This window comes from Syntrophales bacterium, from assembly GCA_030018935.1.
GTDB lineage: Bacteria > Desulfobacterota > Syntrophia > Syntrophales > CG2-30-49-12 > CG2-30-49-12.
On sequence record JASEGZ010000004.1, the window covers coordinates 64,881 to 86,412 of the forward strand.

General features: G+C 44.7%; 19 protein-coding genes. 16 read left to right on the top strand and 3 right to left on the bottom strand.

Going from position 1 to position 21,532, the window contains the following annotated elements:
* The first annotated feature begins 127 nt into the window (after window positions 1-127).
* From QMD03_01790 to QMD03_01830, 9 genes are all read left to right on the top strand, one after another.
* Window positions 128-1,075, top strand: coding sequence for a glycyl-radical enzyme activating protein (locus tag QMD03_01790; GenBank protein ID MDI6775964.1), 948 nt, complete (start codon window positions 128-130; stop codon window positions 1,073-1,075).
* A gap of 78 nt (window positions 1,076-1,153) precedes the next feature.
* Window positions 1,154-2,260 carry a radical SAM protein gene (locus tag QMD03_01795; GenBank protein ID MDI6775965.1) on the top strand — a complete coding sequence of 369 codons (1,107 nt, stop codon included), beginning with the start codon at window positions 1,154-1,156 and terminating at the stop codon, window positions 2,258-2,260.
* Window positions 2,261-2,268: 8 nt separating this feature from the next.
* Complete coding sequence (locus QMD03_01800) at window positions 2,269-3,204, top strand: glycyl-radical enzyme activating protein (protein MDI6775966.1); 936 nt, start codon at window positions 2,269-2,271, stop codon at window positions 3,202-3,204.
* A gap of 36 nt (window positions 3,205-3,240) precedes the next feature.
* Window positions 3,241-3,501, top strand: coding sequence for a hypothetical protein (locus tag QMD03_01805; protein MDI6775967.1), 261 nt, complete (start codon window positions 3,241-3,243; stop codon window positions 3,499-3,501).
* Window positions 3,502-3,740: 239 nt separating this feature from the next.
* The gene (locus tag QMD03_01810; protein MDI6775968.1) at window positions 3,741-6,044 is read left to right on the top strand and encodes a pyruvate formate lyase family protein; all 2,304 of its coding nucleotides are present in this window, start codon (window positions 3,741-3,743) and stop codon (window positions 6,042-6,044) included.
* Window positions 6,037-6,960, top strand: a complete 924-nt coding sequence (locus QMD03_01815; GenBank protein ID MDI6775969.1) for an MBL fold metallo-hydrolase — start codon at window positions 6,037-6,039, stop codon at window positions 6,958-6,960. Before QMD03_01810 ends, QMD03_01815 begins: the two co-directional genes overlap by 8 nt.
* Before the next feature lie 256 nt (window positions 6,961-7,216).
* Complete coding sequence (locus QMD03_01820) at window positions 7,217-7,813, top strand: hypothetical protein (GenBank protein ID MDI6775970.1); 597 nt, start codon at window positions 7,217-7,219, stop codon at window positions 7,811-7,813.
* A gap of 221 nt (window positions 7,814-8,034) precedes the next feature.
* Window positions 8,035-8,181 carry a hypothetical protein gene (locus QMD03_01825; protein ID MDI6775971.1) on the top strand — a complete coding sequence of 49 codons (147 nt, stop codon included), beginning with the start codon at window positions 8,035-8,037 and terminating at the stop codon, window positions 8,179-8,181.
* A gap of 101 nt (window positions 8,182-8,282) precedes the next feature.
* On the top strand, window positions 8,283-8,813 hold the full coding sequence (locus QMD03_01830) for a hypothetical protein (protein ID MDI6775972.1): 531 nt from the start codon (window positions 8,283-8,285) through the stop codon (window positions 8,811-8,813).
* A gap of 34 nt (window positions 8,814-8,847) precedes the next feature.
* Here the strand turns inward: QMD03_01830 and QMD03_01835 are convergent, their stop codons facing one another.
* A complete protein-coding gene (locus QMD03_01835) occupies window positions 8,848-9,198 on the bottom strand; it encodes a DUF763 domain-containing protein (protein ID MDI6775973.1) in 351 nt (116 codons plus the stop codon).
* A 64-nt stretch (window positions 9,199-9,262) separates the two neighbouring features.
* Here QMD03_01835 and QMD03_01840 point away from each other — a divergent pair, with 64 nt between their 5' ends.
* Window positions 9,263-10,432 carry an MFS transporter gene (locus QMD03_01840; GenBank protein ID MDI6775974.1) on the top strand — a complete coding sequence of 390 codons (1,170 nt, stop codon included), beginning with the start codon at window positions 9,263-9,265 and terminating at the stop codon, window positions 10,430-10,432.
* Window positions 10,433-10,566: 134 nt separating this feature from the next.
* On the opposite strand, the gene QMD03_01845 is transcribed toward QMD03_01840, so the two are convergent.
* Together QMD03_01845 and QMD03_01850 are read right to left on the bottom strand one after the other, a co-directional pair.
* Window positions 10,567-11,481, bottom strand: coding sequence for a DnaJ C-terminal domain-containing protein (locus QMD03_01845; protein ID MDI6775975.1), 915 nt, complete (start codon window positions 11,479-11,481; stop codon window positions 10,567-10,569).
* Between the two features lie 139 nt (window positions 11,482-11,620).
* Window positions 11,621-13,183, bottom strand: coding sequence for an adenylate/guanylate cyclase domain-containing protein (locus QMD03_01850; GenBank protein MDI6775976.1), 1,563 nt, complete (start codon window positions 13,181-13,183; stop codon window positions 11,621-11,623).
* A gap of 458 nt (window positions 13,184-13,641) precedes the next feature.
* On the opposite strand from QMD03_01850, the gene QMD03_01855 reads away from it, so the two are divergent.
* The 6 genes from QMD03_01855 to QMD03_01880 all read left to right on the top strand — a co-directional run bounded on the left by QMD03_01855 (window position 13,642) and on the right by QMD03_01880 (window position 21,389).
* Window positions 13,642-14,988 carry a radical SAM protein gene (locus tag QMD03_01855; GenBank protein MDI6775977.1) on the top strand — a complete coding sequence of 449 codons (1,347 nt, stop codon included), beginning with the start codon at window positions 13,642-13,644 and terminating at the stop codon, window positions 14,986-14,988.
* A 56-nt stretch (window positions 14,989-15,044) separates the two neighbouring features.
* Entirely contained in the window at window positions 15,045-16,598 is a 1,554-nt protein-coding gene (locus tag QMD03_01860) for a pitrilysin family protein (GenBank protein ID MDI6775978.1), read from the top strand.
* A gap of 32 nt (window positions 16,599-16,630) precedes the next feature.
* The gene (locus QMD03_01865; GenBank protein ID MDI6775979.1) at window positions 16,631-18,106 is read left to right on the top strand and encodes a pitrilysin family protein; all 1,476 of its coding nucleotides are present in this window, start codon (window positions 16,631-16,633) and stop codon (window positions 18,104-18,106) included.
* Window positions 18,103-19,344: a M20 family metallo-hydrolase gene (locus QMD03_01870; GenBank protein ID MDI6775980.1), complete on the top strand. Its 1,242-nt coding sequence runs from the start codon at window positions 18,103-18,105 to the stop codon at window positions 19,342-19,344. Before QMD03_01865 ends, QMD03_01870 begins: the two co-directional genes overlap by 4 nt.
* Window positions 19,345-19,394: 50 nt before the next feature.
* Window positions 19,395-19,961 carry a tyrosine-type recombinase/integrase gene (locus tag QMD03_01875; GenBank protein ID MDI6775981.1) on the top strand — a complete coding sequence of 189 codons (567 nt, stop codon included), beginning with the start codon at window positions 19,395-19,397 and terminating at the stop codon, window positions 19,959-19,961.
* Window positions 19,962-20,504: 543 nt separating this feature from the next.
* Window positions 20,505-21,389: an ATP-dependent Clp protease proteolytic subunit gene (locus tag QMD03_01880; protein MDI6775982.1), complete on the top strand. Its 885-nt coding sequence runs from the start codon at window positions 20,505-20,507 to the stop codon at window positions 21,387-21,389.
* Window positions 21,390-21,532: the final 143 nt, after the last annotated feature.

Here is a 21,532-nt window from a genome sequence, read left to right on the forward strand (position 1 = left end):
TCTTCTTGATCTTAGAGAATAATAGTATAGCGTGTGGAGCTTTTATGTCCCACACGCTATAAATTTTTTAGATGCCTTACTTCAGGAAAAGGGCTCTTTGTAAAGTATAAGGGATAAGGGAATTAAAATGGAAGCAGGTGAAGAATGCGCCTCCTCAAACGATGAGCGGGGTATTGTCTTTAACATCCAACGTTTCTCTATTCATGACGGTCCTGGAATAAGAAGCACAGTCTTTTTGAAAGGATGCCCTCTTCACTGCCCCTGGTGTCAGAACCCTGAGTCCATAAGGCTTTTACCAGAGATTATTACGAGGGATATCAAGTGTATCAGGTGTGGCAAATGTGTTGATATCTGTTCGCAAGGGGCAATTTTCATAAGGGAAGAGGGGAGGGTTATTGAGTGGGAGAAGTGTAATTATTGTTTAAAATGTGCCGAAGTTTGCCCTTCAAAATCAATAGAGGTTAGCGGAGAGTGTAAAAGCGTAGATGAAGTAATAGAAGAAGTCATGAAGGATTCCAGCTTCTACCGCAGATCAGGAGGAGGTATGACCATCTCAGGGGGTGAGCCTTTAGCTCAGTGGCGATTTACCCTGTCCTTATTGCAGAAAGCCAGGCAGAAAGGGTTACGCACTGCCCTGGATACTACAGGTTATGCCAACTGGGAGGTACTGGATGAGGTATTAAACTACACCAGTTTAGTACTTTATGATCTTAAACATATGGATTCAGCAAAACATAGAGAAGTTACTGGCATGCCTAATGAGAGGATTCTGGAAAATTTGCAAAAGACAGTAATAGAAAAACCAGGTTTGAAGGTATGGCTCAGGCGACCTCTGATCCCAGATTTTAATGATTCTGAAGAAGAACTGGAGGAACTTTGCAGGTTTGTCCTTACACTTGGGCCAGCGGTGGAGAAGATATCTTTGTTGCCCTTTCATAAATTTGGCGAATTAAAATATACTGCCACCGGAAAGGTCTATCCTTATCGGGATATTCCTCTTCTTAGTGATGAGCGGGTTGAAGAATTCAGAAGACTGGTTGCCTCCCATGGCCTTAGGGTAGAAGTGGGCAAATGATCTGGGATTTGGGATTAGGGGACGGGGAAGGAAAGTAAAAGGGTACCTGGTCATTTGAGTAAATGGGGAAAGGCTAAGATGCATCAGGATGACCTTTTAAGTATTACCAGGGAAAAATTTAATCAGGCGGTTAAAGAGGCAAAGCCCCTCTTCTGTTATTTTAGCATTACTGAAGCCTGTAATTTAAATTGCAAATACTGTGGATCTGATTCTAAAAAGCCGTTAGACAATGAACTGACTACCGAGGAAGTTTACGATGTTTTGGATAATATAGCAGAAGCAGGTACCATGGCGGTGTTACTGGCAGGTGGGGAGCCAACTTCAAGAAAAGACTTGCTCCAGATTGCAAGGTATGGAGCCGCTCGACGATTAAGAATGGCGGTAAACACCCATGGTCACTTTATTGATAAAGAGTATGCTTGGAAATTAAGGGATGCCGGAGTTTTGGAAGTAAAGGTTAGTATAGATGGGTTGGAAGGGACTCATGATGACAACAGGGGGAAAGGTTCTTTTAAAAAGGTAATAGAGGCATTAAAGAATTGTAAAATGGTGGGGATACCTTTTGTAGAGATGGCAGCGACAATCTCCAGGGTGAACTATCACGAGTTGAAAGACATAGTAAACCTGGCCCTGGAACTGGGAGTAGGTATTATTGCCAATGAATTTAGCCCTATTGGCAGGCCAACGGGGATGTTTGATCTGATTTTAACTCGTGAGCAGAGGAGGGAAATGCAGCGTTATCTCTTAAAGACACGGAAGGCACTGGGATGGAGGAAGGTAAACTTTGAGGATATCTATGTAGTTTCTGAGGATGAAGAAACTAAAGAAATTTGTGCCGACCAATGCAGATCTTGGGGCTATCATGATTTTAACCTTGGATGCATAAGTGGCATCTATGCTTATTCAATAACAGCAGGGGGAAAGGTAATAGGAGGGGATATAATCTTTCCCGGGGATAGGGCCAGATATCCGGGCTTGGTAATAGGTGATTTAAGAAAAGAGCGCATGAGTGATATCTGGAGAAATTCTGAAGTCCTCGATCTCTTCAGAAATAGGGATAATCTGAAGGGAAAGTGTGGCAGTTGTAAATATAAATACATCTGTGGAGGATGTAGAAGAAGGGCTTATTTGATGGGGGATGTGATGGGTGAAGACCCCTCATGTTGGGTGGAAGATACTGGTTGAGGTTTAACATGGAAGATAATCTTATTGAAGATGGTAGTAGGGGTATTGTCTTTAATGTCCAGCGTTTTTCTATAGGCGATGGGCCTGGCATAAGAAGCACGGTATTTCTAAAGGGATGCCCTTTAAAATGCCCCTGGTGTGCCAATCCGGAATCCATTAGATTAGAGCGAGAGATCATTCTTGGAGGCGAGAAGTGCATTAAAGATGGCAAATGTGTGGAGGTATGTCAAGAGAGGGCAATATCCCTGGCAGATGATCGCTGGGGGATGGATTGGCGGAAGTGCGATTACTGCCTGAAATGTGCGGAGGTCTGTCTTTCCAGGAGGATAAAGATAGTAGGAATGGAGATGACCGTAGAAGAGGTTATGAAAGAGGTGATGAAGGATGAATCCCTCTACCGGCGTACAAAAGGCGGTATAACGCTGTCCGGCGGCGAGCCCTTGCTTCAATGGCAGTTTGCCCTGGCCTTACTTCAGGAAGCCAAACGAAAAGGGTTGCATACTGCTGTGGATACCTCTGGCTATGCACATGGGGATATAATGGAAAAAATAGCGGAATATACCGATCTTTTACTTTATGATATAAAACATATGGATTCAAGAAAGCACCAGCAGGCTACTGGTGTTCCCAACCAGCAGATCCTGGATAATTTACAGAAGATAGCAGTTGAAACTAAAACAAAGGTATGGATCTGGCGCCCACTAATCCCTGATTTTAACGACTCTGAAGAAGAGATGGAAAGACTTTGCAAGTTTGTCCTCGATCTGGGGCCGGCGGTAGAGAAGATTTCACTGTTGCCTCTTCATAAATTTGGCGAATTAAAATACCATGCTACCGGGAAGGTCTCTCCTTATCAAGGTATGCCCCTCTACAGTGATGAACGGGTTGAAGAATTTAGAAGACTGATTGAGTCCCGTGGCCTTAAGGCAGATGTGGGAAAATGACTGGTACATCTGATCATCAGCTTATAGAAGGGAGCCATGAGGATGATTGTTGATAAGCCTTATTATAACTGGATTTATGTAATCCCTCCAGATTGGTATTTTCCCATAGCCTATCAGGGTAATATGTTGACGCAAGAGGAATATCTGGAACATTGGGGGAAATGGGTTATTTTAGGTGAGAGAGAAAAGCTTGATAATCGGAAGACTGCGGGTTCCGTGGACAGTAAACGGCGGCAGGTGCGGACATGTCTTCTCTCCTTTGAGAAAATCAAGGAAATATTAAGACAAAGGAAATAATTATCAGGAGATAAATTTTGTATCTTTTATTAAAAATTTTTGTTTGCGATTAATTTGAGATCCTTGATATACGAGTAATGTAATCGTTTTTGTCGACTTTTAGTTGCATGCACTCGCATAACAGGCAAAGCGTTTCATGGCGTGAGGTGGTGTGGTAGGCAGACATTTAGTTCACAAAGAGTGCGCATTTTGGCGTACTTGAAAGGGCCAGTACAGAGCCTGGCCAAAGGAGGTACCCAATGATTACTGCTGAAGAGATTAGGAGCAAGATTGTTACAAAAGGGGTTCGCAATGTTCGGAGAGGGTTAACAGATGTCGAAGGGGAAGGCAGCAAGGGGATGTACAGACCGGGGGTCACGCTTGGTATCGAACGGTCGCGCTTTCTCACCGAGTCGTACAAAATGACAGAATGGGAGCCGATGGTAATACGCCGAGCCAAGGCCCTTGAGCATATTTTGTCGAACATGACCATCTATATTGAAGATCATGAACGTATTGTGGGGAATTATGCGGAAAGTCCTAGTGCACTGATGTTCGCTATTGAGATGAACTGGAAAGCATATGAAAGGATGTTGACCACTGGGGATGCTCGAAGTCTTTTGGATGATGAGGCCAGGTCAGAGTTGCTAGAGATATCTCAGTATTGGGACGGGAAAACGATTCGTGATGTGCAGAAAAAGGCTTTTGAAGGCTGTGAGGATATGGAAAAATACTGGAAATACGAGGGGACTTTCATGTGGTCACTCTGGTATGGCATAGGGATCCCTGATTATGAGAAATTGTTCCGGCTCGGCCTAAACGGTATACGGGCGGAGGCAGAAGCAAGGCTGGAGGAAGTCAGGAAGACTATCCCGGTTGACTACGTTGATCAGAAAAACTTTCTGGAGGCAGTCATTATCGTTTTAAAAGCAACGGTGTCATGGAGTCACAAATATGCCGAGATGGCAAGGAACCTTGCCGTAAAGGAAAAGAACCCGGAGAGAAAGAAGCAGCTTGAAGAGATCGCTGTAACCTGTAAGAACGTTCCCGGAAACCCAGCAAAAACTTTTCAGGAGGCCGTCCAGTCCTTCTGGTTTATTCACCTTATCACCAGGTGCATTGAGTTTGTTAATTCGGGGATCGGGATACGATTTGACCTGCTCACAGGCCCATTCTACAAAAAGGACATTGAGGAGGGAAGGATGACAAGAGATGACGTCCTTGACCTTTTGATGCGCCTGTGGGCGAAGTTTGAGGGGCTCGCTAAGATCCGTGTCTCAACGATGTCCGGGATTTACGCCGGGAGCGGGGTCATTGACAGTATGACCATAGGTGGTGTCGACGAGGATGGAAACGACATTACCAATGAAGTGACCTACCTTGTTCTTGAAACGGCGGAAAAGATGCAAACCCTCCAGCCAAGTCTCGCTCTGAGAGTACACAAGGAAACTCCGACAGAGCTTTTGCTAAAGGCAACCGATGTGATCCGCACCGGTATTGGGTATCCGTCGCTTTTCAACGATGAGGTTCTTGTTCCACTCGTTCATCGGTGGGTTCCTACTGTACAGGAGGCCAGGAATTACAGCATCTCTGGGTGTGTCTATATGCAGATTCCGGGTAAGAACTCAATTCGAGTCCTTCCAGGCTACTTTTCTGTTCTCAAATGCCTGTGGTGGGCATTGCACCGAGGTGTACACCCCAAAACCGGAGAACAATACGGGGCACCCACCCCAGACCCTGCCACTTTTACTTCTATTAAAGATGTTATGCAGGCGTTTCTCGATCAGGTTCGATTTTTCCTGCGAAAAAACTGGCAGATAGAGGAGGTGACAAGGACGATATTTGAAAAATACCTGCCGCGGCCGTTTACATCCAGCTTGATACATGGTTGTCTTGAGCGTGGTCAGGACATTGAACAGTTTAAGGATCCTGATGACGGAATCTCAAATTTCATAGTAGGGGCCGGTCAGACCAATACCGCCGATTCTTTAGCTGCTATTAAGAAGTTTGTCTTCGATGAGAAGAAGATATCCATGGAGGAGTTGATCGAGGTCCTTGACAAGAATTGGGAGGGAAGGGAGGATCTGCGCCGGATGATGTTGACCATGGCCCCCAAATTTGGGAATGATGACGATTATGTAGACAGGATTGCAAACGATGTCCATCTTAAGATAGAGGAAATAATAGAGAAAATAGCGGACAAATTTGGAGCCCGGTATCATTTCGATGGGAGTGCTGTGTCGTTTGCGTATAGTGCTGGGCTTGACTGCCCGGCGACTCCCGACAGCAGAAAGGATGGCGATCCATTGGCTGATGCGTCACTCTCACCAATGGTCGGTCGGGATACCAAGGGACCAACTGCGGTATTGAAGTCCTGTTCAAAGATAGATCCGGTTCAAACCTATAACCATCTGCTGAATCAGAGGTTTCTGCCCAGCTTCCTCGAAGGGGCAAACAAAAACGGATTCATCAGGTATCTCAGAACGTGGTGTGATTTGAACGTACCGGTTAAATTTTTTTTCTTGACAAATGGGAGAAGCAGCGGGAGACGTGCAGATGTTTAAAAATGAAATCTTGAAGGATTTGTTTTTCATCGAAAGAGGATATCTAAACGGGAATCACTTTGTTTATCGATCAAAAGCCCCGGTCCTCATTGATACAGGCTATGTTTCTGACTTCAACGAAACAGATAGACTGATAACAGCATTGGAAATAAACCTTTCAGATGTTAACTTAATTATTAGCACACACTCCCATTGTGATCACATAGGTGGCAATAAAATCATTCAGGAAAAATCAGGGTGTGACATTGCTTTGCACAAGGTTGGGAAATGTTTCATAGATACTCGGGATGATTGGTCTACATGGTGGAAATATTATAGCCAAGAAGCTGATTTTTTTAATTGTACACAAACTTTGGAAGACGGAGAAATTATAGCTGTGGGGCCTCATAAATTTCAGGTCATTTATACCCCAGGACATGCTTCTGATGGCATTGTACTCTACAACAGCCAAGAGAAAATGCTTATATCTTCTGATACGCTCTGGGAAAATGATATAGCAGTGATGACAATTCGTGTTGAAGGGAGCACGGCCTTGTTTCACATGCAGGAATCCTTACTGAAACTTGAAACTCTTGATGTGAGAATAATTTACCCTGGCCACGGGAAACCATTTACTGACATGAAAAAGGCCATATCAAAAGGCAAGGCAATAATTCAAAGATATTTCCTTCACCGAGACTCAATCGGTGACGATCTGATAAAAAAGATTATAGTTTATACACTTCTGATGAAGAAGACTCTTAAAGAAAATTCTTTTTTCCTATACCTGATGGATACTTATTGGTTTAAAGAGACAGTTGATCTTTATTTCAACAGCGAATACGAATCGAAATATAATGAAATTATGAATACTTTCCTTAAGAAAGGAATCATCAAGCGGGAAAATGGAAACTTGTTTACAACAGTAAAGCCATAAGTAGTCGGAATAGCCCTCTTGCCCAACAAATCGCTCAACCTGACCCGGGTTCCGCTGGCGTTCCACCCCGGCAGGTTAGCTCAACCATTAGGGCATCGAATCGGATGATGAATTAGCAGACTTCTATGACACATAAACTTACCGCAATTATTGAACGCGAAGGTGAAGGATACGTTGCACTGTGTCCTGAATTGGATATCGCCAGTCAGTGAGATAGCTTGCCCTCAATATGCAGCAAGGGGAGGCGCTTTGCCAGGTGAACCTGGCAAACCAGACTTCATTTCTGCCGCGCTCGATAGAGCTGCTGGCGGCCAGTCCACCGATCTTAGGGGAGAGAGAGTATCTTCAGGTTAATCCGGGAGGAATATGTAAACTAAAGACAACCAAGGTCTTTCCTGCCCTGGAATGGCTGGCCGCCATGTGTTCTCACATACCGAACAGGGGAGAGCAGATGGTGCGGTACTATGGCTATTACAGTAATGTCTCCTGTGGAAAACGGCAAAAGAAAGGCCATGATGACACCATCCCCTGCATCCTCGAACCTCAGGGAAACGAAAAGGCTTTCAGGAAAAACTGGGCAAGGCTGATTCAGAAGATATATGAAGTAGATCCCCTGGTCTGCCCGAAATGTCAGGGAACCATGCGGATCATCAGCTTCATCGAGGACAGGGCGGTGATCAGGGCCATCCTTAAGCACCTGGGACTCTGGCTGGTAAGGGCAAGACCGCCTCCGCAGGCACATGCACCACCCCTCACATACCTAACAACGGCTGATTCCTCTCACTCTCCAGCGCCCAATGAGTCCTTCTACGCCGACCCCGACTACTCCTGGGATGCCTACATCCATTCATAACGCCTCATGTATAATGAGCGCACAGGACAGGTCTGCCTGGATTACGCCCGAAAATGCCTTCGTGACGGGTGAAATGGCCGAAAAGCGGATCGCTCTCCCAATAGGACGGGCGCCAGGATACACCCCTTCCACGATCATCGGCGCCGCACCTCACATTTTGTGGTCAATATTTCCTTGACACACAAGTCCGTTCTGCTTATACTTCCCCCCGTCAAAAAGCAATGTCTTACAAACCGGCGAATTTAAAGTATCATGCCACCGGGAAGGCATCTCCTTATCAGGATATGCCCCTTTATAGTGATGAACGGGTTGAAGAATTGAGAAGGCTGGTTGAGTCCCGGGGTCTTAAGGTGGATGTGGGCAAGTGATTAAGTTAAGGTTGAGGATTGGAGAGAAAGGGGAGGGGAATTTTGGTTAAGCCAAGGCCTGATCAAATCTGATCATCAGCTTATCGAAGGAGGCTGAGCGGATGATTGTTGATAAGCCTTATTATAACTGGATTTATGTAATCCCTCCAGATTGGTATTTTCCCATAGCCTATAAGGGTAATATGTTGACGCAAGAGGAATATCTGGAGCACTGGGGAAAGTGGATTGTTTTAGGTGAGAGAGAAACGCTTGACGAACTGGCAGCCAAACTTGATCCTTATGTTGAGAAGAGGGCTATTCAAAGCATCAAGTATGATCGTTCTCCCCAGAAGATTTTTGGCCTGGAAGAGTGTGCCATGCTGGTTTTTTGTGATGACCGGGAAAGGGACGAGATTTGGGAAATTCTCTCTCGTGTTGGAGTGACCTTAAAATCATGGGTATATGAGAGAGAAACCATCGAGATGTGGATGCCTGGGGGGCTGCTCATTGAAAACTGGATTAAAGCCCATGGAATGGAAGGCAAAGAAGCTGAAGAAGTTAGAGAAGAAACGAAAAAGAGATATGAAAAATGGCTTTCCACAATGGGGCGGGGAGGTGAAAAAGGCGTTTGGTCATTTGAGCAAATGGGGTAACACCTACGATGCCTTAAACTGATTTTTAAATCGTTTACCGTTCACCGTATTTAGGCAGTCTTCTGATAGCCTCTAATTTCCTCCTGTCCCCGATTTTCGCTGAGTTAATTGCCTTTTTTAAAATCTCAAGCGACCTTTCATAGCCGTCTCTGTCTACCGGATAAGGGGTTCCATCCTTCCCTCCATGGGCAAAGCTGTACTTCACCGGATCTTTCCAGGAGACTTCTGAACCATAAACTAAATCCGAAATCAAAGCGAGGGTCCTGATGGTCTTGGGACCTACACCCTGGATACCTAAAAGGGTCTCAAACTTTTCTGGCTGTCTTTCGTAGGTCTTACATAAGATTTTGTGTAAGTTCTCCGGACGGATATCCGCAAGAAACATAATAGCATGTAGAATAGGGTAGGGGGGTAATCATCCTCTAACTTGGGACCTTAGGAGATTTAACTTGGATGATCAAAACAGAAGATTGACTTTTGGAGTCCTCTTAGCTGTCGTATTTTTAGACATGCTGGGTTTAGGGTTTATTATTCCACTTTTACCCGTTTATGCAACGGATTTTGGCGCCACAGGTCTATGGGTAGGTATTATCTTTGCGGGTCACTCATTTACACGATTAATTGTCTTACCAGTAATAGGCAAATCATCAGACAAATATGGGAGAAAGAAGCCATTCATTACTGTGGGCATATCACTTTACGTTTTATTGGCCTTAAGCTATGTTTGGGCATCTTGCGTTTATGAATTGGTCCTAATCAGACTGTTGCAAGGCATTGCTTCTGCCATGATTTTTCCTATAGCAATGGCATATGTTGGTGAGATGTCACCCCGAGGTAGAGAAGGTTCATATATGGGGGAATTTAATTTTTCGGCTTTTGTGGGGTTGGGATGCGGTCCATTTCTTGGAGGAATGCTTAAAGATGCTTTAGGCATTGTATATGTCTTCTATACTATGACTGCTTTAAGCGCTATTTCCTTGATTCTGGTTATCTTTTTCTTACCTGAACAAAAAAAAGTGGTATCGTATGATGGTACTAATAAAGTAATATCGTACAGAAGGCTTTTGAGCTACAAGCCGGTACAGGGAATAATGATTTATCGGACTGTAAATGCCTTGATAGGGGGCAGTACTCTTTCTTTCCTACCATTACTGGCGGCAAAGATGGGTACTTCCGCCTTTCATACAGGAATACTTCTGTCCACCAATACAATTTTAGCGGGGATTCTTCAGAGACCTTTTGGACGTATAGCAGATAGACGTAGCAAATTGTTTTTAATCGTTATGGGGAGTTTGATTGGCTCTTTCAGTTTGTTCTCTATGCCCCTGTCCCCAAATTACTTTGCCCTTCTCTCTCTGGGAATTACGATGGGAATAGGCAGCGCTATGTCCATGCCGGCGGCGAGTGCTATCGCCACAAGAATTGGTAAAAAAGAAGGTATAGGTTCTATGATGGGACTTTTTACTATGGCCATGAGTGTAGGTTTGATAGTCTCTCCTATGATATCGGGAACGGTAATGGATTTCTTAGATATCAATGCGGTATTTTATATCATGGGAACCCTGAGCGTCCTATGTACCGTAATCTCGTATTTACCTCTTAAGGCCTACAAAGGATAGCTTTTGCCGATGGGATGCTGTCGAGAGGTCTGACCGTATTGCTGGAGTGTATAAAATAGATTTTATCTGTTTTAAGGTTGGTTACAATAAAGTTTACATAAGATATCTTATAAGACGCAACAAGGGAAATTTTATTATAATCCTTCCTCGGTTAATTTTTTTATTAATTGAGTCTGTTTGTCGGTCAGCTTCCGAGGAACATTAACGGTAATCTTAACATACTGGTCTCCCCTAACTGTACCTTTTAATCCTGGAATTCCGTATCCCTTCATCCTTATCTTGGTATTATTTTGGGTACCCGGAGGGATTTTAATCTTTTTCGTGGAACCGTCAATAGTAGGTACATCAATGGTAACACCAAGGACGGCCTGAGAAAAATTAATCGTTTTTTCGACGTAGATATCGTTATTATCCCTGGCAAAAATGGGATGGGGAAGTATATTAATATTTAAATATAAATCACCAGGCATTCCGCCATTGACACCGGGAGCCCCTTTTCCCAGCAGTCTTAATTTCTTTCCTGCACTGATCCCCTGTGGTATTTTAACACTGATTTCTTCGATCCTTTCTTCCTTCTGCAGTGCCAGTTTCTTTTCTACACCGAACACAGACTCCTCTAATGTGATTGATAGATTATAGTGAATATCTTGTCCTCTCTGAGGCGCTTGTCTGAAATAATGTTGGGCGCCAAAAATATCACTGAAAGGGTCCCTCCTTGCCTGGGTCGTACGGGTCCGCCTCCCCCCTGTGCCGATGTCGAAACCTAAATCCTTTAATATTTCGTTGATGTCGAAACCTCTAAATATATCCTCCCGGGTAAACCGCTGGCTAAATGTATCAGATCCAAAACTATCGTATTGTTGCCGTTTCTCAGAATTACTTAGTACAGCATAAGCCTCACTGATTTTTTTAAACTTTTCTTCCGCTTCCTTGTTGCCAGGATTTTTATCAGGGTGGTATTTCAAGGCAAGCTTTCTGTAAGCCTTCTTGATCTCCTCAGTTTTCGCTTTTTTATCAACACCTAATGTCTTATAATAATCTTCTGCCATAGTTTTCTACCCTGATAGTATTTATTGTTTGCTGAGCGCTTTTTCTACTCCTCTATTTTTTAGAAAAATATCCACTACTTTTTGTTTGTCAAGGATATTGCATTAGATCTTTGTAGTCAAGTTTATCCGCAGGAGTACCTTACTTACATCTGTCCAGGATCTCTGTGACCGGGAGAGTGGCAATATCCATGAATTTGCTGTACCTTGAATTGTCATCCTGAAACAAATCCATAACCCGAGAGAACATGTTTTCAACTACTATTTCACGATCATGGTCTTTCCGCCTGATCCCAAAACGAATCTTATTACGTTCTTCTATGCTTAATTTGTTTATCAGGTTTTTCGTTGTCCAGATGGATCCGTAACGGGCAAAATCGGACAGTCTGCCTGTATAATTAACGGAGTCACCGAGGGCAGTAAATTCGATGCCGGGTGAAGGAACGATCGTGCCGAAATACTCCTGGCCCTCGTTGATACCAATATTCATGTAGAGGTCATGAAACCATCCTTTACGCATCTTCCACTCCATCCCTAATTTTTTCACTTTTTCTCTCAGTTCCAGGGCACAGTAGATGGAGTTCATGAGATAGTTTGAATCTGTGTCTTTCAGGAAATAGTAAACCATGCCGTCACCGGTGTGCTTTCCATAAATCCCATAGTATTTTTTGAAAGAACCCTCCATGCATTTCCATGTCTGATTGATTAATTCAAAGTATTCTTCAGGAGGCAAGTCGGCGCAAATCCTGACCGAATCTTGTAAATCTGCAACAAGCACACAAAAGGAAACAAGCGAGGGAATACGTTGCTTCAGTAATTCATTGATCACTTTCGTCCGGTTTGATAATAGCTCAACTACACCTTGCAGTAAACTGTCTACGGGAACGTAGATAAACAAGAGCCCTTCCCTGAAAATAACCCAATACAGATGAAATGATGTCACAGTACCATCAAAGCCGACAAGATTCAGATAAGCTTCATTGATGGATTCCGGCACAGAGACGGCATGGTCATATATTTTTTCGAGGGTATGTAGTTCCCTTTCAGAAATGCCTATATAAAGTTGTGCAAGTGATGCCTTAAGATATCTTGACTTCATAAAAGTCATATGGAAACCAATTAACTCATTCTTGCTTTGATCACCGGTGCGAGCATCAATATCCAGAAGTAATTTAAAAACATTTCTCGACTCCGCCTCTCTGATTGATCGTATCTGTCGGTGGAAAATTTGTTTTTCCGCTTCTTCGTTTATCCATTCGATTTCAAATTTTTGATTTAATAAATAGGCTGGACACTGAAGGTCGTTAATCGTTAACTTTAATAACCCTTCTTCTGTTGAATTTATTCTCTCCGGACCACCTTTACCCGATTCCTGACTTGTGGTTTCCAATAGGTCTTTTTCTTTCAGCTCTCTTCTTTCTTCCATGGCAGGATCAATGGTTGAGAAGTCATGTAATCTGTTGACAATGTCTTCCATGGAATACCCCTTTCTTTTCATTTCCTTAACTATCTCAATACGCTCAATAACCGTTTGTGGAAAGTAGCCAATTTTCTTAGCCCGTGTCTTTACATCTTCCGGCTTTTTTACCAGGGGCCTCGGTAATATACCAACCTTAATGTAGTTATTGAGTGTTGCCCTGGATATCCCCGTTTTTTCAATGATTTCTTTGCTGCTTATTAGTAAACTACTATTTAGAGAAGACATGCCCGGATCACCCCCCTGTATTGTCTGATTATACTGTACATTTTCTTTATCTCATTTTAATTTATCGTACTTATTCATCTGAGTTATACAGTACAAAACGTATTTGTCAAGAGATTTTTACTGTATAAATAGAGAATTGTACTGTATAAATAAAAGTCTTTTGCTAATATTTTATGAAATTTGTGTTTAATAAACAACTATTTTGACAGTATAACTTCATAATAGTTGTTTACTAAAAATACATTATGTTTTTACCTCCCCCCTACCCTTCTTTTATATCTCTCGGAATTGTCAGGTGACAGTGGGCAAGATTACGAGGAGGCAATTGTAATAGTTAAATATAGATGGTATAATATTTCTTGTATTTTTAACTAACTGATCATGGTTATGGAATTGGACTGCTATTTTTGCTTTACCAGATAGAAACCGAGAAACTACGTACAGCACCGGCATGAGATATGAGAAAAAATATCCTTTTAATTAACCCCTGGATATACGATTTTGCCGCTTATGACTTCTGGATAAAACCGCTCGGTCTACTTTATCTCGCTGGTTTTCTTCAAAAAAACGACTATCAGGTTAGTCTTATTGACTGTCTGGACTCCCTGCAGCCGGAGATAAGAAACGAGACCCACATTACGTTACCCCGGAGAAAATCATCAGGCCATGGTAAATACCCCAAGGAAAGCATTAACAAACCAGAGCCCCTGAAAAACATTTCCCGAAGATATAACCGTTATGGTATTACTCCTCGTATCTTCAAAGAAGCGCTTATCCGCTGTAAGCAACCGGATATGATTATCATCACCTCCATGATGACTTACTGGTATCCAGGGGTCTTTGAAGTGATCCGAATGGTGCGGGACGTTATTCCCGGTGTACCGATCATCCTGGGAGGAAACTATGTAACCCTTTGCCCGGAACACGCATCACGTTCAGGGGCAGATTTTACAATCTCAGGTGAAGGGGAAAGGCATATACCGAAATTATTGAAAGATATTTTTGGAGAAGATCCATCGTTTATGCCGGATTTCAATGATCTCGATTCATATCCCTATCCTGCCCTCGAGCTAATTTCCTGTAAAGACCAGTTTCCTATCCTGACATCGAGAGGATGTCTCTACCGATGTGCCTACTGTGCCTCTCATCTGCTGAATGACAACTTCAGGAGAAGAGAACCCTTTAAAGTTGTAGATGAAATCACCTTCTGGAATAAGCGTTTCGGAGTCAGACATTTTTCTTTTTATGATGACGCCTTACTCGTCAATCCCGAGGAAATGGCAATTCCCATGTTGAGAGAGATCATAAGACGACAGTTACCATGTCAGTTTCATTGCCCCAATGGTCTTCATTTACGGGAGGTAACGGAGGAGCTCAGCTCTCTGATGTTTCGCGCCGGGTTCAGGACTATCCGTTTCGGATTTGAAACGGCAAACGCAAAAAGACAGGCCGAAACAGGGGGTAAGGTTAGCAATGAAGAACTCCGAAAAGCCGTTAACCATCTTGAAAAGGCGGGCTATCAAACAAGAGAAATCGGGATCTATCTTCTCTGCGGGTTGCCGGGCCAGACGGCCTCCGAGGTCCGTAATAGTATCCATTATGTGCTGTCATGTGGAGCGAGGCCGATTATTGCGGAGTATTCCCCTATTCCGGGAACCGCACTGTGGGATGCCTCAGTGCAGGCATCATCTTATGATATTACCGGAGAACCACTCTATCACAACAATTCCCTCCTCCCCTGTCAGGGGGAACAACTGACTCTTGAGATGTATAGAGAATTGAAGCTGCTGACAAGAACTTCCTGATTTTAAAGATTCCACTTATGTTAATCCTTTTTGAGACCTGGAAAGTTAAGACATAGATGACAAACGAATGCAGACATACCGGCGATAAAATGGCGATAGGCGTCTTTGGCCATTCATGCGGTAAACATATCTTCCTCGTCACTATCATTGTGCTACTGTGCCTTTGCCTGCCGTTGGGGACATTTTCGTATGACCTGGAAAAGCGGGTGCAAAGATATACCTTGAAAAATGGATTGAAGGTCCTTTTAATGGAGAGGCATTTGAGTCCCACGGTATCCCTTTATATTCGGCACCGAGTGGGCGCTGTTGATGAGATCAGCGGCAGGACCGGTACCGCCCATTTCCTGGAACACCTGATGTTTAAGGGGACGAAGACCATCGGGACCCCCGATTACAGGAGAGAGAAAAATATCCTCGATAAGATCGCCAGGATTGGAAATGCCCTTGATCGGGAAAAGATGAAAGGTGAAAACGCTGACACAAAAAGGATCACCGTATTGACACACCAACTGGAGGTGCTCCGAAAGAAACACAAGCCGTTGATCCTGGCGAACGAGATTGACCGGCTGTATACAGAGAATGGGGGAGTGGATATCAATGCCTCCACAGGTCAGGACCTGACTACCTACCAGGTCTCTCTTCCCGCCAATAAGATTGAACTCTGGGCAAGGATCGAGGCTGACCGTATGACCAATCCGGTCTTCAGGGAATTCTATACGGAACGGGACGTGATTATGGAAGAAAGGCGACAAAGGGTAGAATCCGACCCTGATGGGAAACTCTTGGAACAATTCTTCGCCACTGCTTTTCATGCCCACCCCTACGGTCGCCCGATCCTGGGCTGGCCATCGGACATGCGCTTTCTGAGCTATGACTATACGGAAGAATTTTTCAGAAGATACCATGCTCCCAACAATACAGTTATCGCCGTAGTAGGAGACATCGTCCCGGCGGCCACCCTCAAAATCATCAGGAAATACTTTGAGCATATTCCATCCCAAAAGACACACACTTCACCTGTCACGGAAGAACCTCCCCAAACAGGAGAGCGAAGGGTTGAATTGCTGTTCGAGGCAAACCCGAGATTGATTGTCGGGTATCATAAGCCCACCCTACCCTCTTTTGATGACTATGTCTTTGATGTCATTGATTATCTTCTTTCGAGGGGCAGGACGTCAAGACTCTATAAGAGGCTTGTGGAAGAGGAGGGCATTGCGGAGTCTGCCCAGACGGCAAATGGCATGCCAGGGGCAAGATACCCAAATCTCTTTACGATCTTTGCCGCACCCCGTCACCCCCATACAAATGCCGAGCTGGAAAAATCCATCTATGCGGAAATTGAAAGACTCAAAAAGGAACCTGTATCTGAAAGGGAGATGAAAAAGATAAAAAATCGTCTAAAGGCTGATCTTATCAGGGGTCTCAATGCCAATTCCGAACTTGCCAGCGCCCTTTCATATTATGAGAGCATAGTGGGTGACTTCCGCTACATGACGGAACATATAAATGTCATTGAAAAGATCACGCCGGAAGATATCATGAGAGTAGCAAAGAAATACCTGAACCCGGAAAACAGAACAGTGGCTACCCTCGAGAAAAGAACTCAATAACAACATAGATGGCGAAGAGGATAATTTACAACATGCAGCGCAGTAACCAAAAGGCCAGCAAAACCGGTTTTTCTAAGGTAGAGTTCCTTCTGAGGCCCCGCCTATTCCTTATCTTTACTGTATTAATTCTTATCTGTGCCGCTCATGCCTCTGGCCAGACCCCCTTTCCCCTCACCAATCCGGACCGGCTTCGGTATCCACCCCTTCATTTCAAGCTGCCCCAGGCACAAAGGGTGACTTTTGACAATGGGATTATCCTCTATATCTTTCCCGACCATAAACTTCCCATCCTGAATATATTCGCCGTTATCAGAACAGGCGCCATGTATGATCCGGAAGGCAAAGAGGGTCTTGCCGAATTGACCGGGACGGTCATGAGAACGGGTGGGATAGATACCATGATGGGCAGCGCTGTTGATGAGGAGCTGGACTTGATCGCCGCCTCAGTCAAAGTTTCCATGGGTATGGAATCCGGATCGGCCACCCTTTCTGTGCTCAGGAAAGACATAGATGCCGGGCTTAAAATCTTTTCCGGGATCTTGATGCATCCCACCTTTGAAGAAAACAGATTCCTGCTGGCGAAAAATCTGAAAACGGAGGAACTGAGAAGAATATCCGATGATCCCCAGAAACTGACTTTCAGAGAGTTCTCCAGAATCCTCTACCGTGGCAATCCAAGGGGAAGACTCGCCTCGGTATCATCTGTAAAAAACATTGCCAGGGACGATCTTATTCAATTTCACAAGAGATTCTTTCACCCGGCAAATGTAATGATAGCTGTTTCCGGGGATATCTCGAGAGAAGAGGCCATCGCCAAGGTTAATCAATATCTTGGCACATGGCATGTTTCGGAAAAACATGATGAAATACCTCCCCCCGTCGTGAACCGTGGATGTGGTATCTTTTATCTGGCAAAGGATCTACCCCAATCTATTATCATCACCGGTCACCTCGCTCCCGGAGAAGGCACGCCTGATTTTTACCCCTTCACGGTTCTTGACTTTATCTTGGGTAGCGGCGGTTTCCGTTCCCGTATCTTTGGGGAGATAAGAAACAACCTCGGCCTTGCTTACAGCGTCGGAAGTTTCTACAGGGGAAAAAGCAACCATGGTGTCTTCGGTGCATACGCGATGACCAAGGCCACATCAACGGTGAAGGTACTGTCTCTGATCCGTTCCATTATTGAAGATGTAAAAAAAGGCGGGGTCAGCGGAAGCGAACTGGCCTTGGCTAAAAAATCCATCAATAACAGCTTTATCTTTTCCTTCCTCTCGGCGGATCAGATCGCCTATCAGCAATTGATGACAGAGTATAATAAATTACATGAAGATTATCTCGTAACATACCGTAATAAAATAGAAAAAGTTAACGAAGACGACATAAAGAGAGTTGCCCTAAAGTACCTCTCTCAGGAAGGAACTGTTACCCTTGTGGTAGGCAATGAAAATGCATTTGATCAACCCCTTTCCCTGTTCGGTAAGGTTAACAAGATCGAAGGAGAGTTATGATAGACAAGACCATTTTTGCAAGGATAGCCAGGCGGATCGGTAACTATGAAGAAGCCATGATTCAGATGCAGATCGCTCTCACGGCCATCCCTGCCCTGTCCCCCGAGAACGGTGGCGACGGTGAACATGAAAAGGCTAAGTATCTTCATTCCCGCTTACGTCGCCTGGGATTTGTGGACATCATCGAAATCAACGCCCCCGACGAGAGGGTTTCCTCGGGAATCCGTCCCAACCTTATCACCACCATACTCGGCAGAAACAGGAACAGAACCGTCTGGATACTGACACATCTCGATGTCGTTCCCCCAGGAGAGATAAGCTCCTGGGAGGAAGATCCCTATAAGGCCTATCTAAAGGATGGCAGGATCTATGGAAGGGGCACCGCAGACAATCAACAGGATATGGTAGCCTCTATATTTGCCGCGAAGGCATTTCTGGAAGAAGGGATAGTGCCGGAAAACTCCATCGGACTGGCCTTTGTGGCCGATGAGGAAACGGCCAGTCAGCGGGGTCTGTCCTATCTTCTGAGAGACGAAAAGAGCCCCTTTCGGAAAACGGATATCATCGTGGTCCCCGATGCTGGAAACGAGGAAGGAACGGCGATCGAAGTGGCGGAAAAAAGCATTCTCTGGATACTTTTTAAGACCACCGGAAAGCAGTGTCACAGCAGCAGACCCGCTTTGGGGGAAAATGCCTTCCTGTCTGCATCTCACCTTGTAGTGAGATTGAATGACCTCCACCGTATCTTTGCCGCCTCAGATCCTCTCTACCAGCCTCCGACGAGTACCTTCCAGCCGACAAAAAAGGAGGCCAATGTTCCCAATGTGAATACGATACCGGGAAAAGATATCTTTTATATGGACAGCCGGATACTTCCCGTTTATTCCCTGTCCGATGTATTGTCTGAAATTAGAGGTATGGCCGGCGAAATCGAGAAAAAGTTCGGTGTCTCTATCGAGATTACACCTCTTCAGCAGATGCAGGCCCCTCCCCCGACTCCCCATGATGCCCCTGTCGTGATGGCCCTTCAGGAGGCGATCAGGGAGGTCTATCATGTCGCTGCTTTACCTGTCGGTATTGGTGGGGGGACGGTTGCCGCCTCTTTCCGCAGAGAAGGATACCATGCGGCGGTATGGTCCCGCATTACGCAGACCGCCCATCAGCCGAATGAAAACTGTCTCCTTGCCAACATGATGGGAAATGCTAAAGTGTACGCCCATCTCTTCCTCCAAAGGTGAAAGAGGAGGTAACGGCTGATGGACGAGGGAACACCTGGGCAAGGGTAAAAATGTTTGCAATCAAAAAGTTGACATGGTATCATGAACCACAAGCCATTAATGCTGTGAAGTTCTATTACGGTACAATGCTTAAGAAGAAATTCCTGTACGAAATCAAACGCCCCCGCAAAGACAAGAAATTGCCCGTAGTCCTGAGCAAGGAAAAAGTTGCAAAAATCTTATCATCGGTTGACAATATCAAACACAAAGCAATCCTGATGCTTGTGTATCCCGCTGGATTAAGGGTTGGCGAAGGGGTAAGATTGAAACTGGAAGACATTGATAACAAAAGGATGCCGATCCACATAAAAGGGGCGAAGGGGAGAAAAGACAGATACACAATGCTTTCTGACACCGCATTAGAAGTTCTGAGAGAATATTGGAAAGAATATAGACCCAAGAAGTGGTTATCTTCCGGTCAGGACAAGGAAAGATACATAACAACACGGACCGTTGAAAAAATATTCTCTAACGCCTGTGAGACAGCAAAGATACTAAAACCAGTGGCGGTTCACAGCCTGAGGCATAGTTTTGCTACCCATCTTCTTGGGGGCGGGACTGATTCAAGGTACATTTAGGAGATTTTGGGGCATAAGAGCGGTAAAACCACTGAAATTTACATGCATGTAAGCACTACAGCAATAAGCAGAATTAAGAGTCCACTGGACGGGTTAAATATTAAAAGGGAAGAAGGCGGCAAGGCTTAATTGTAGGTCGGCCAGAGGGAGGTATATCCGAACATAGTTCGTCTATACCCCCAAATTGGCAGGATATCCGAACTCGGTTCGGATATAATTAGATGAAATTGGCAATACACAAACTTGAAGTTTTTCATTGAGAGATGGGAAGCGCAACGCAATATAGAAGGAATGATGGAAACCTTAAATACTTCAATAATGGAGGTGAGAAAGCATGGAAAAGTGTACAGATGAGGACGTACTTAGGAAATCCGCTGAACTTGAGGGTAAGCAAAGCCGCCGGAAGGTCGTGACTTTCACAGACTTTCGGAGGCAATTTGATGAGTATCAACAGGCGAAAACAGGTCACCAGGTTCGTCCGAAGTTGGTTTGCCGTCCCTATGTCGAGATTTTCCATCAACCAAGCAGAGGGGGGGAATCCTAATGTCAAACAAAGAAACAGATTTTCCACGGACTCCTCTATATAGAGCCCTCCAAAGCGACCGCTATGCTCGACAAGAAGCGATTTCCTCTATTGAAGAACTTACGGAACGGCAACTCATAGTCTACGAAGCCAACCTTTGGTCAAACCGCTCAAGTTTAGGAGAGGAGGATATCCAGCCGTTTGGAGATCTTCTTGTCCGTCTATCACCTAAACAGAATGTTGATCTCCTTCTGCAAAGTCCTGGTGGAGACATAGATGCGGCGGAGAAGATTGTTTACATGTGTCGAGAAATAGCTGGGGAATTCCGTGTGATTGTGCCTGAATACGCGAAAAGCGCGGCAACTTTGATTGCACTCGCTTCGGATGAAGTCATCATGGGACTTGCTTCAGAGCTTGGGCCTATAGATGCGCAACTTACGGGCCCGGGCCCCGGCGGTGCTGTCTTTCAGACCTCTGCCCAATCCTTCATTGATGAACTCGATCGTATCAAAGAAGAGGTAGACAGAACTGGGAACTTATCCCCTGCGTATTTTCCTTTGCTTGAAGGGTTGAACTTGGGTTTTATAAGAATGTGTAGGAACCTTATGGAACGATCTCAGAAATTTGCCGAAAAATGGCTGAAGAAGTACATGCTAAAAGATGACCCTGTTGCTGCGGAAAGGTTAGCGGCTGAACTCTGCAATGTCAAGAAGTGGCTGAGTCACGGTGTGGTAATCGATGCAGATGAAGCTGCACGGCTTGGGGTTAAGGTAAAGAAATTGAAACAGGATGACGATCTGTGGAAACAGATTTGGTATCTGCATTGTTGCTACGGTGTCCTATTCAGAAAAACGCCAGTCGCCAAGATATATGAATCGACAACGGTATCTCTTCCCTTTGAATAGATGTTGGCCTACCGACGTCGTCTAACAAAGCATTTACGGCTTCGTTTCACTTCGCCTAACTTGCTTCGCAAGTTCGTAAACGCTCAGCCGTTAGGGTGCAGCCTATAAACCTGATAGGCAAGCGGGTGGAAGTCCTGTCGGTG

What these genes read in the sequence shown, in the direction of transcription:
- QMD03_01790 (MDI6775964.1), top strand. Translation starts at nt 128, where the DNA reads ATGGAAGCAGGTGAAGAATGCGCCTCCTCAAACGATGAGCGGGGTATT.
- QMD03_01795 (MDI6775965.1), top strand. Translation starts at nt 1,154, where the DNA reads ATGCATCAGGATGACCTTTTAAGTATTACCAGGGAAAAATTTAATCAG.
- QMD03_01800 (MDI6775966.1), top strand. Translation starts at nt 2,269, where the DNA reads ATGGAAGATAATCTTATTGAAGATGGTAGTAGGGGTATTGTCTTTAAT.
- QMD03_01805 (MDI6775967.1), top strand. Translation starts at nt 3,241, where the DNA reads ATGAGGATGATTGTTGATAAGCCTTATTATAACTGGATTTATGTAATC.
- QMD03_01810 (MDI6775968.1), top strand. Translation starts at nt 3,741, where the DNA reads ATGATTACTGCTGAAGAGATTAGGAGCAAGATTGTTACAAAAGGGGTT.
- QMD03_01815 (MDI6775969.1), top strand. Translation starts at nt 6,037, where the DNA reads ATGTTTAAAAATGAAATCTTGAAGGATTTGTTTTTCATCGAAAGAGGA.
- QMD03_01825 (MDI6775971.1), top strand. Translation starts at nt 8,035, where the DNA reads ATGTCTTACAAACCGGCGAATTTAAAGTATCATGCCACCGGGAAGGCA.
- QMD03_01830 (MDI6775972.1), top strand. Translation starts at nt 8,283, where the DNA reads ATGATTGTTGATAAGCCTTATTATAACTGGATTTATGTAATCCCTCCA.
- QMD03_01835 (MDI6775973.1), bottom strand. Translation starts at nt 9,198, where the DNA reads ATGTTTCTTGCGGATATCCGTCCGGAGAACTTACACAAAATCTTATGT.
- QMD03_01845 (MDI6775975.1), bottom strand. Translation starts at nt 11,481, where the DNA reads ATGGCAGAAGATTATTATAAGACATTAGGTGTTGATAAAAAAGCGAAA.
- QMD03_01850 (MDI6775976.1), bottom strand. Translation starts at nt 13,183, where the DNA reads ATGTCTTCTCTAAATAGTAGTTTACTAATAAGCAGCAAAGAAATCATT.
- QMD03_01855 (MDI6775977.1), top strand. Translation starts at nt 13,642, where the DNA reads ATGAGAAAAAATATCCTTTTAATTAACCCCTGGATATACGATTTTGCC.
- QMD03_01860 (MDI6775978.1), top strand. Translation starts at nt 15,045, where the DNA reads ATGACAAACGAATGCAGACATACCGGCGATAAAATGGCGATAGGCGTC.
- QMD03_01865 (MDI6775979.1), top strand. Translation starts at nt 16,631, where the DNA reads ATGCAGCGCAGTAACCAAAAGGCCAGCAAAACCGGTTTTTCTAAGGTA.
- QMD03_01870 (MDI6775980.1), top strand. Translation starts at nt 18,103, where the DNA reads ATGATAGACAAGACCATTTTTGCAAGGATAGCCAGGCGGATCGGTAAC.
- QMD03_01875 (MDI6775981.1), top strand. Translation starts at nt 19,395, where the DNA reads ATGTTTGCAATCAAAAAGTTGACATGGTATCATGAACCACAAGCCATT.
- QMD03_01880 (MDI6775982.1), top strand. Translation starts at nt 20,505, where the DNA reads ATGTCAAACAAAGAAACAGATTTTCCACGGACTCCTCTATATAGAGCC.